This is a genomic window from Novosphingobium huizhouense, from assembly GCF_020179475.1.
Lineage (GTDB): Bacteria > Pseudomonadota > Alphaproteobacteria > Sphingomonadales > Sphingomonadaceae > Novosphingobium > Novosphingobium huizhouense.
The window spans coordinates 780,906-791,060 of record NZ_JAILXZ010000002.1 but is presented as its reverse complement, the minus strand read 5'-3'; the positions used below and the strand labels follow the sequence as shown (position 1 = coordinate 791,060).

Sequence of the window (10,155 nt, the reverse complement as noted above, 5' to 3'; positions counted from 1 at the left end):
GGCAGGGCCCCTCGCGCTCCCGGGACGTCTTCCGGCTTTGGCCTTGCGGATGCGGCGCGGGGTGCGGGGGGCTTCGGGGGTTGTGCTGAAGGAAGGGCGGCCCTTCGACAGGCTCAGGGCGGGCGGGTTTGGGGCTGGCGTTGGTCTCCTGGCCCGTCCATCCGGGGGGCTCGGGGCACGGGCTGGCCTGCCAACTCCGCCCATCCTGAGCTTGTCGAAGGATCGTCCTTGTTCTTCTAGGGCTGGCGCGGGGCCGATACCCCCTCCACCACCCTGCGGGTGGTCCCCCTCCCCTTGCAGGGGAGGATGGGGCGGCAGGCCTCTCTCTGCGTGAACTCTGCGCTTTTCTGGGAATCCCGCGCGCGGCTTCAGCCGGGCTGGGTCTTGCCGAGGAAGTGGCTCAGCGGGTTGGGGCCGCGGTAGCTTGCCTTGTCGGGGTTCATCGCTTCGTAGACCACCGCGTTCTCGAGCACGCGCTGGACGTAGTTGCGGGTTTCCGACAGCGGAATGCGCTCGATCCAGTCGACCCAGGCCACGCCGCCGGTGCGCGGGTCGCCGTTGGCGCGCAGCCACTTGTTCACGTTGCCCGCGCCCGCGTTGTAGGCGGCGACGGCGAGCGGCCAGGAGCCGCCGAAGTAAGCGAGCATGCGCTGGAAATAGGCATTGCCGAGCTGGATGTTGTAGCCGGCGTCCTGCGTCAGCAGGCTGGTGTCGTAGGCAAGGCCGAGCTTGCCCGCCTGTTCGTTGGCGGTGCCGGGCATCAGCTGCATCAGGCCGCGTGCGCCGGCATGGCTCAGCGCGTTCTGCGCGAACTGGCTTTCCTGCCGGGCGATCGCGTGGATCCCGGTCCAGCCGCTCTCGCTGCCCGGCGGCACGGTCACCAGCGGGAAGGCGATGTGCTGGAAATCGAGGTAGCCGCGCGCCCCTGCGGCCTGGCCCACGATGACGCCGAGATCGCGCCGGCCGAGGCTGCGCGCGAGTTCGGCGACGAGCATGTGCTGGCCCTCGCTCTGCTGTTGCTCGGCGATCTCCTTGAAGAAGCGCACGCTGGTGCGCCAGTCGGCCTCGCGCGCGACTTCGCGCACCGCCTGCGTCAGCGGCGCGGCGGCGAAGGCGGCGCGCTCGGCCGGGGTCGCCTGGGCGTCGGAATCGCGGGCGAAGCGCGGCACCGGGCGGCCGAGCCGTTCGAGCGCGAGCAGGCCGTAGAACTGGTCGGAATACTGGGCGGCCAGTTCGAAATACCTGTTGGCGTCGCTGGCGCGCCCCGCCTGCGCCAGCGCGCGGCCGGCCCAGTAGAAGCCCTTCGAGCGGGTGCCGGGCGTGCGCGCGGCGGCGCCGTAGCGGTAGAACAGCGGCGCGGCCTGGTTGCCGTCGCCCATGCTCCACAGCGCCTGCGTCGCGCCGAGCCACATCAGCGAGGTGTAGTCGTCGCGCAGTCCATAGGCGGTCTGGCTGACGTCCTCGCCCGGATCGAACGCATCGTCGATGGCCGAGGCGATGCGCACCGCCGCGCGCGGATCGCCCGAGGTGGCGGCGCCGCGCGCGTTCATCAGCAGCTCCTCGACCCACTTCTCGCGGTCGAGCGGCTTGCGGCTGAGCGGCAGGCGGTTCGCCAGCAGCGACTGCGCCGCCGCGCCCTGGCCCGACTTGCGCAGCTGGCGGGCTACCGCGAACAGGAAGCCGGGGTCCGAATTGAGCGCCTGCGGCTGGACCCCGGCGGCCACGCCATAGGGATCGAGCCCCTGCAGCGCGGCGAGGCGCGCGCCGTCGATCGCCTTGCGCGCGGGCGAGATCCACGCCAGCTCGCGCTGCGCCTGCGCGGTGGCGCCGGCCCAGAGCAGCGCGTCCATCCGCGCGTCGTGGTCGGCCTGGGAGAACTGCGTGCCATAGGCGGCAAGGATCGTCGCCTCGGCCATGTCGCTCATCGCCCCGCCGCGCCAGGCGGCGCGCGCGACCTGCGCCGCGTCGGGCCGGCCGAGCGCCTTGAGCGCGAGGGCGTATTGCGCGCGGCCGGGGTTGGTCAGCGGCGGCTGGCGGTCGAAGAAGGCGACCAGCGTGGAGGGGTCGGCGAACTCGCGCTCGAGCGCGGCTTCGGCATAGCGGCGCAGGCGCTCCTCTTCGGGGAAGCGCGGGTAGGACAGCACGAAGCCGGCATAGTCGTTGAAAGAAAAGCGGTTCGAACTGGTCAGCAGCTTCCAGCGGTCGATCGCCTGCGCCATCGGCCCTTGCGCCTGCGCGACGAGCTGGGCGCGGGCGCGGTCCCAGGCGCTGGCGTCGACATCGCTGGTGCTCCCCTCGCTCGCGTGGCAGGCGACCGAGGCGGCGAGCCCCGGCAGCATCGCGGCGCCGAGCAGCAACTTGCGAATGACAGCTTTCACGTCCACGCTGGACATCCTATGCCACGCGTCCTTATCAGGCGCTGAATGATGATGAGGCCCCGTCGCCGATCCGGCACTGAACAGTGCCGTGGACCGATCATGCGGCACTTTGAAGGTGAAAGTCCATGTTTTCCGGCTCAATTCCGGCTCTGGTGACTCCTTTTCGCGACGGAGCGTTCGACGAGAAGGCGTTCCGCCGGCTGGTCGACTGGCAGATCGAGAACGGTTCGGCGGCGCTGGTCCCGTGCGGCACGACCGGCGAGGCCTCGACCCTGTCGAACGCCGAGCACCACCGCGTGATCGAGGTCTGCGTCGAGCAGGCGGCGGGCCGGGTGCCGGTGATCGCCGGATGCGGCAGCAACGACACGATGAACGCGCTGCTGCACATGACCTTTTCCAAGAAGTGCGGCGCGCAGGCCGCGCTCTGCGTCGCGCCCTACTACAACCGGCCGAGCCAGGCGGGGATCATCGCCCACTTCAGCTACCTTGCCGAGCACATCGACCTGCCGATCGTGCTCTACAACGTGCCCGGCCGCACGGTGACCGACATCCTGCCCGAGACGGTGTGCGAACTCGCCAAGCGCTTCCCCGAGCGGATCGTCGGGATCAAGGACGCGAGCGGCGACCTGTCGCGCGTGACCGATCACCGCATGGGCATCGGCAAGCATTTCTGCCAGCTTTCGGGCGACGACGAGCTGGCGCTGCCCGCCAACGCCGCGGGCGCGGTCGGCTGCATCTCGGTGACCGCGAACGTGGCGCCCAGGCTCTGCGCCGACTTCCAGCAGGCCTGCGCCGACAACGATCTCGTCCGCGCGCGCGAGCTCAACGACAAGCTCTACCCGCTGCACTACGCGATGTTCGAGGATGCCTCGCCCGGCCCGCTCAAATACGCGCTGACCCGCGTCCACGACTGGCTGACCGAGGACTTGCGCCTGCCGCTCGTGCCCTGCAGCGAGGCGGCGCGCAGGGCGGTCGACGCGGCGCTGGAGCACGCCGGGCTGGTCTGAGCCGAACCCACGCGACACGAGACGGGGCAAGGGGGGCAAACCATGCGGATCGTCCGGCAAAGACCGATATGGCTGGCCTGTCTTGCCGTGCTTGCGCTGATGTTCGGCGTGTTCATCTGGATGTCGCCGCTGGGCGCGGCGATCCCGGCCGAATTCAACGCCGCCGAACTCGCGATGATGCGCCTGCAGACTTATGCCTTCGCGCTGTCGGGGGTGACGGGCCTCGGCACGCTGGTGACCGCGGTGGCGGCGGCGCGCTTCGCCGCCGAGGCGGCGCGCCAGTCGCGGCGCAGCGCCGACCTCGCGCGCGAGGCGATGATCTCGAGCGAGCGCGCCTGGCTCCACGTCGACGTGCAGCTGGCGGGGCCGGTGGTCCATCTCGAGGACGGCGGCGCGACGGTGCGGGTGGCGATCCGCATGCGCAACATCGGCTCCTCGCCGGCGATCGCGGTCCATGCCAGCGCCGCGCTGGTGGTCGATGCGGCGCAGGCGCCGGTCGCGCTGCGCGATTTCGCCGCGCGCCATCGCCGCCCCAACGAGCTGCGAGGGCGCATGCTGCTGCCGCAGGACAGCCACGAGCGCGTGGTCGAGGTGCGGGTCTCGGCCGAGGAGATCGCCGCCGCGCCGCGCCATCCGCGCTGGCGCCCGGCGGTGGTCGGCGTCGCCACCTACCAGCTTATCCAGGACCGCAGCGTGCGCCAGACCGCCTTCTGCCACGCGGTCTCGCGGCTGGGCAGCGGCGAGCGGCGCTTCCAGCTGACCGTCGACCGCCCGCCGCCGCTCGAGCTGACCCAGCTCGACTGGGCCAACGGCGGGTTCGCCGACTGACGCACCCGCCTCAGGCGCGGTTCAGGTCATCGACCAGCCGTGGCTGGCGGTTAGCGACTGGCCGGTCAGCGCGTTCGACGGGAAGGCGGCGAAGAACAGGGCCAGTTCGGCGATGTCCTCGACGGTGGTGAATTCGCCATCGACGGTCTGGCCGAGCATGACCTTCTTCACGACCTCCTCCTCGCTGATGCCCAGCTCTTTCGCCTGTTCGGGAATCTGCTTGTCGACCAGCGGGGTGCGCACGAAGCCCGGGCAGATCACGTTCGAGCGCACGCCCCTGGCGCCGCCCTCCTTGGCGATCACCCGCGACAGGCCGAGCAGTCCGTGCTTGGCGGTGACATAGGCGCTCTTGAGCGGGCTCGCTTCCTTCGAATGGACCGAGCCCATGAAGATCACCGAGCCCGACCCCTGGCGGTACATGTGCGGCAGCACCGCCTTGCTGGTGAGGAAGGCGCCGTCGAGGTGGATCGCCAGCATCTTCTTCCAGTCGGCATAGGCGAAGGCTTCGACCGGGTTCACGATCTGGATGCCGGCGTTCGAGACGAGCACGTCGACCGTCCCCCATTGCGCCACGACCTGCGCGACGCCGGCATCGACCTGCTCCTCGCTGGTCACGTCCATCGCCACGGCGAGCGCAGCGCCGGGGTGGCGCGCGTTGATCGCCTCGGCCGCGGCCTGCGCCGCATCGAGCTTGAGGTCAGCGATCGCGACCTTGCCGCCGGCGTCGGCATAGCGGTGCGCGATGGCGAGGCCGATGCCGCTGGCGGCGCCGGTGACGATCGAGACTTTGCCTTCGAGGTTCATGGGGTTGGCTCCGGTTCTTGAGGGAAATTCCCGGGGGAAAATGGTTAGGCGAGATCGAGCGTGACGATCCCGCGCGAGGGGCGCACGCGGTGCTTCCAGCGCTGGCTGGCGAACGAGCGCTCGACGTCGGCCTTGCCCGACTGCCAGTGGCCTTCGACCGTCATGCGCGAGAATTCGTAGTCCTTGCCCTGGCTTTCATAGTCCTCCGCGCGATTGATCAGGTGGAGGATCGTGACCGGGCCATCGCAGGCGCGGGCGGTCAGCATGGCAAGGTCGGGGTCGTCGGCGAAGCTGTCGGGCAGGCGGGCGGCAAGGCGCGCGGCGGCGGCTTCGAGGGCCTCGATCCGCTTGCTGAGATCGGTGTTCATCCGCGTCCGGCTGGAAAAGCGGATGTCCTTTTCGCGCTGCGCGGCTTCGGCCAGCCCGCGCGGCATCATGCCGCGCGCGCTGAACAGGTCGACCTGGAACACCAGCATGGGCTCGCTCCCGCGCTGGTCGAGCACCTGCTGCAGCGGGGTGTTGGAGACGATGCCGCCGTCCCAGTAGGGCTCGCCGTCGATCATGACCGGCGGAAAGCCGGGCGGCAGCGCGCCGCTCGCCATCACGTGCTCGGGTCCGATGCGGCGCTCGCGGTTGTCGAAATAGACGAAGTTGCCGGTCAGGACGTTGACCGCGCCCACGCTGAAACGCACCGGTCCGTCGTTGAGCAGGTCGAAATCGACCAGTTCCTCGAGCGTCCCGCGCAAGGGATCGGTGTCGTAGAGGCTGATCGCGCCGGGCGAGCCGGGCAGTTCGAGCCACGGCGGGACCACGCGCGGGGTGAAGAAGCCGGGGATGCCGCTGAGCGCGACGGTGGCCGCCGCCGCTTCGTTGAACAGCCGCCGCCCCCAGCCGTCGGCGACCGGCGAGGGGAAGGGCACCCGGCTCGAGACGCGCTGCCAGAACGCGCGCAGCGCGCCCACGCGCCGCTCGGGCGGATTGCCGGCGATGAGCGCTGCATTGACCGCGCCGATCGAAATCCCTGCAACCCAGGCCGGCATGTGGCCGCCGGCCGCGAGCGCCTCGAACACCCCGGCCTGGTAGGCGCCGAGCGCGCCGCCGCCCTGCAGCACGAGGACGCAGGTTTCGCCATCGGGTCCGTCGGTCACGAGATTCTCCGGCGCATGAGGGGACGCGGCGCGGCTGTTTTGTGCACTGCAACGTGAAAAGCGCAAGACGGGTTTCATGAAACTTGCGCCATGACGGCCGACGACAGGCTGCGCCTTTCCTTTTGCCCATCCGCACCCTACATGGCCTCGACCATGGCCCGTCCCGTTCCCGCTGCCTTCGACAAGAAGAAGATCGTCGCCGAAAACCGCCGCGCGCGGTTCGAGTACTACATCGAGGACGTCTACGAGGCGGGCATCGCGCTGACCGGCACCGAGGTGAAGAGCTTGCGCTTCGGCGAAGGCTCGATCGCCGAATCCTATGCCGAAGTGAAGGGCGGCGAAGTCTGGCTGGTCAATTCGAACGTGCCCGAATTCAGCCACGGCAACCGCTTCAACCACGTGCCGCGCCGGCCGCGCAAGCTGCTGCTCAAGGAGCGCGAGATCGCCAAGTTCCACGGCGCGGTCGAACGCAAGGGCATGACCCTGGTGCCGCTGTCGATCTACTTCAACGGGCGCGGCCGCGCCAAGGTCGAACTCGCGCTCGCCAAGGGCAAGAACGCCGCCGACAAGCGCGCCACGATCAAGGACCGCGACTGGAAGCGCGACAAGGCGCGGATCATGCGCGAGCACGGCAAGGAATAAGCCGCGGCGGGCCTGCCGCGGATCTGCTGCGGACCTGCTCCCGGGGCACTTGCGGAGCCGCTTCGGCCTCGCGAGCCGCTTACGGGCGATGGCCCTGCGGCGCTTCACCGCGAGGAAAGCCTTGCGCGGTTAGCCATGGCGGGTCGATGGCGGCGCAATCGTTCCGTGACGGGACGATGGCGGGCCGCTAAGCCTTGCGGATACGAGATGCAGACGAGAATCGCCAATTGGGCCCGGGCCAACATGCCCACCCGCGAACAGATGGAGCGCATGCCGCTCGCACGCCCGCTCGCCGCGCGGCACGAACTGTGGCGCTTCACCCGGCGTTCGGTGCCGCGCGGCGTGGCGGTGGGGCTGTTCATCGGCATCTTCGCGATGATCCCCGGCGTCCAGATCATCGGCGCGGCGCTGATGTGCCTGCCGTTTCGCGGTAACATCCCGATCGCGGCGCTGATGACCTTCATCTCGATCCCGCCGACGACGCTGTTCGTGTTCCTTCCCGGCGCGATCTGGGTGGGCAACAAGTTCGGCTTCCACGCCGACCTCTCGACCGTGACCGCGCTCGTCTCGAAGGGGGCGGGGCCGGGCGAATGGCTCGCCTGGTTCGGCACCGACGCCGCGCCCTCGCTGGTCGTCGGGCTGGGCGTGATCGCGCTCGCCAGCGCCGCGGTCGGCTATGTCGTCACCGCGATCGGCTGGCGCTGGTGGACCGCGCACAAGCGCCGTTCGCGGCTGCTGCGCGCGCAGGCGCGGGACTTTCCCGAATGACGCGCGGCAGGTCTGCTCGCACCCGGCGGACCCGCGCGTGAGCGGCGGCGAGGACCGGCTGATCCCCGGCGATGCCGGCGCGGCCTCGCCCGCCGGCTCGGCGGCGGCGCGCGCGTTTCCCTGGCGCGAGGCGATCGCGCTCGGCCTCGGCGTCGCGCTCAGCGCGGGCCTGCTCGGCTGGGCGACGCGCGATATCGTCGTCGCCATCGCCTTCCTGCTCGGCTTCCTGCTGATCGGCGGTCTGGTCTTCACCGTGCTGCGGCTGCGCCCCGAACCCGAAGCGGTCGAACTCGCCGCGCCCGACTGGTCGGTGACCTTCGCCGCGATCGACCGGCCGGACGAGGCGATCGCCATCACCGACCGCGCCGGGCGGCTGGTCTGCGCCGGCACGCGCTATTCCGAATGGTTCGACGCCCACGTCGCACCGCCCAGCCTGCCGCTCGACCCCGCGACCCAGGCCGCGATCGAGAACGCGGCCCGCGCCGCCTGGCGCGACGGCGCCGCGCGGATCGACGCGATCGCCGCGCTGCCGGGGCCGCTCGCGCTCGACGTGCGCCGCGCCGGGCGGGGCGAGAACCACCTTGTCTGGCGCTTCGTGCCCGCGCTGCGCGAGGACCTGGTGGCGCTGGTCGCCGGCCAGGTCGCGGGCAAGCCGGGCCGGATCGCCGCGCGCGAAGGGCTGCCGCTCGCGCTGGTCGCGCCCGACGGGCAGGTGCTCGCCGCCAACGCCGCGTTCTGCGCGCGCGCCTCGGGGCGCGAGACCGCCGACCTCGTTGGCACCGATTTCGTCTCGTGGTTCTGTTCGGACGAGCACGAGCGCATCTTCTACGCCAGCGAAGGCGCCAAGGGCGCGGTGGTGCGCTTCGTCCACCTGCCGGTGACCGATCCCGACGGCGCGGGCGCGGTCGATCCGGCGACGGTGCCGTCGCTGTTCCTGCTGCTCGACGACCAGGGCGGGATCGGTGACCCGCGCGCGGGCCTGCCGCAGGTCGAGGCGCTGCTCGCGCGGCTGCCGCTGGGCCTTGCCATGACCGACCGCGACGGGCGCTTCCTGTTCGCCAACCGCGCCTTCCTGCGCGCGGCCGGCCACGACGATCCGGTCCAGCCGCCGCCCTATCCTTCGGACCTTGTGATCCGCGAGGACAAGGGCGCGCTTGCCGACGCGGTGCGCCGCTATGCGCAAGGGGCGCCGACCTCGGGCGACGTCGCGGTGCGGCTGCGCGCCGCGCCCGACGAGCCGGTCTCGCTCAACATGGCGGCGGTGCGGGGCCTGGGCGAAGGCGCGGTGCTGCTCAGCCTCAAGGACTCGACCGAGGAAACCCGGCTCAAGCGCGAGATCGCGCAGGCGACCAAGATGCAGGCGGTGGGCCAGCTCGCCGGCGGCGTGGCGCACGATTTCAACAACGTGCTGACCGCGATCATCGGCTATTGCGACCTCATGCTGATGCGCCACACCCCGGGCGACAGCGATTACGACGACATCCAGCAGATCAAGGCCAATTCGAACCGCGCGGCCTCGCTGACCCGCCAGCTGCTCGCCTTCTCGCGCCAGCAGACGCTGCGCCCCGAAGTGCTGCAGCTGCCCGACGTCGTCGCCGAAGTCTCGACCCTGCTCAAGCGCCTGCTCGGCGAGAAGATCAGCCTCGAGGTCAGCCACGACCGCGATCTCGGCTTCGTCCGCGCCGACCCGGTGCAGCTCGAGCAGGTCCTGCTCAACCTGGCGGTGAACGCGCGCGACGCCATGGCCGACGTCAAGGGCGGGGGCACGCTGCGGCTGATGACCCGGCGCGTCACCGCGGCCGACGTGCGCGCGATGAAGAGCGAGATCCTGCCGATCGGCGACTATACCGCATTGGTGGTCGAGGATACCGGCCACGGCATCAAGCCGGCGGTGATCGGCAAGATCTTCGAGCCGTTCTTCACCACCAAGGAAAAGGGCAAGGGCACCGGGCTCGGCCTGTCGACCGTCTACGGCATCGTCAAGCAGTCGGGCGGCTTCATCTTCGCCACGAGCGAGGTGGGCAAGGGCACGCGCTTCACCATCTACCTGCCGGTCCACGTGCCCGACCCCGCCGAGGAGGCCGAGGAAGCGCGGCCGCGGATCGAAGGGCGGCGCAGCGAATGGAGCGGCGGCGGGCGCGTTCTGCTGGTCGAGGACGAGGACACCGTCCGCGCCGTCGCCGAGCGCGCGCTGGTGCGCCAGGGCTACGAGGTGACCACCGCCGCCGACGGCGAGGAAGGCCTCGAGGCCTTGGGCCGGATCATCGCCGGCGGCGGCGATGTCGACATGGTGCTCTCCGACGTGGTCATGCCGAGCATGGACGGCCCGACCATGGCGCGCGAGATCCGCCGCATCCGCGCCGACATGCCGATCCTGTTCATGTCGGGCTATGCCGAGGAACAGCTGCGCCGCGAGATCGACATCCCCAACATGCACTTCCTCGCCAAGCCCTTCAGCGTCGCGCAGATCGTCGCGGCGGTGGAGGACGTGCTTCGCGGCGATTGAACCCACTCGCCTCGTCCCGCGCCCGGGGCGTGGTGGGGGCAAGTGCATGATTTCGTTATGAAAGAGCGGAACGG

The 10,155-nt window shown here is 70.6% G+C and carries 8 protein-coding genes; 5 read left to right on the top strand and 3 right to left on the bottom strand.

What is annotated here, in order from left to right; translation table 11 throughout:
• Positions 1-368: 368 nt before the first annotated feature.
• Entirely contained in the window at positions 369-2,393 is a 2,025-nt protein-coding gene (locus tag K3A85_RS11965; protein WP_225206727.1) for a lytic transglycosylase domain-containing protein, read from the bottom strand.
• A 110-nt stretch (positions 2,394-2,503) separates the two neighbouring features.
• On the opposite strand from K3A85_RS11965, the gene dapA reads away from it, so the two are divergent.
• On the top strand, positions 2,504-3,385 hold the full coding sequence (gene dapA, locus K3A85_RS11960) for a 4-hydroxy-tetrahydrodipicolinate synthase (RefSeq protein WP_225206726.1): 882 nt from the start codon (positions 2,504-2,506) through the stop codon (positions 3,383-3,385).
• A 99-nt stretch (positions 3,386-3,484) separates the two neighbouring features.
• The gene (locus tag K3A85_RS11955; protein ID WP_225206725.1) at positions 3,485-4,213 is read left to right on the top strand and encodes a hypothetical protein; all 729 of its coding nucleotides are present in this window, start codon (positions 3,485-3,487) and stop codon (positions 4,211-4,213) included.
• A gap of 21 nt (positions 4,214-4,234) precedes the next feature.
• Here the strand turns inward: K3A85_RS11955 and K3A85_RS11950 are convergent, their stop codons facing one another.
• Both K3A85_RS11950 and K3A85_RS11945 read right to left on the bottom strand, forming a co-directional pair.
• Complete coding sequence (locus K3A85_RS11950) at positions 4,235-5,017, bottom strand: 3-hydroxybutyrate dehydrogenase (protein WP_225206724.1); 783 nt, start codon at positions 5,015-5,017, stop codon at positions 4,235-4,237.
• A 44-nt stretch (positions 5,018-5,061) separates the two neighbouring features.
• On the bottom strand, positions 5,062-6,165 hold the full coding sequence (locus K3A85_RS11945; RefSeq protein WP_225206723.1) for a patatin-like phospholipase family protein: 1,104 nt from the start codon (positions 6,163-6,165) through the stop codon (positions 5,062-5,064).
• A gap of 153 nt (positions 6,166-6,318) precedes the next feature.
• Here K3A85_RS11945 and smpB point away from each other — a divergent pair, with 153 nt between their 5' ends.
• The 3 genes from smpB (at position 6,319) to K3A85_RS11930 (ending at position 10,081) form a co-directional block, all read left to right on the top strand.
• A complete protein-coding gene (gene smpB / locus K3A85_RS11940) occupies positions 6,319-6,807 on the top strand; it encodes an SsrA-binding protein SmpB (RefSeq protein ID WP_225206755.1) in 489 nt (162 codons plus the stop codon).
• A 243-nt stretch (positions 6,808-7,050) separates the two neighbouring features.
• A complete protein-coding gene (locus K3A85_RS11935; protein ID WP_225206722.1) occupies positions 7,051-7,575 on the top strand; it encodes a DUF2062 domain-containing protein in 525 nt (174 codons plus the stop codon).
• A 37-nt stretch (positions 7,576-7,612) separates the two neighbouring features.
• Complete coding sequence (locus tag K3A85_RS11930) at positions 7,613-10,081, top strand: hybrid sensor histidine kinase/response regulator (protein WP_225206721.1); 2,469 nt, start codon at positions 7,613-7,615, stop codon at positions 10,079-10,081.
• The last annotated feature ends 74 nt before the right edge of the window (positions 10,082-10,155 follow it).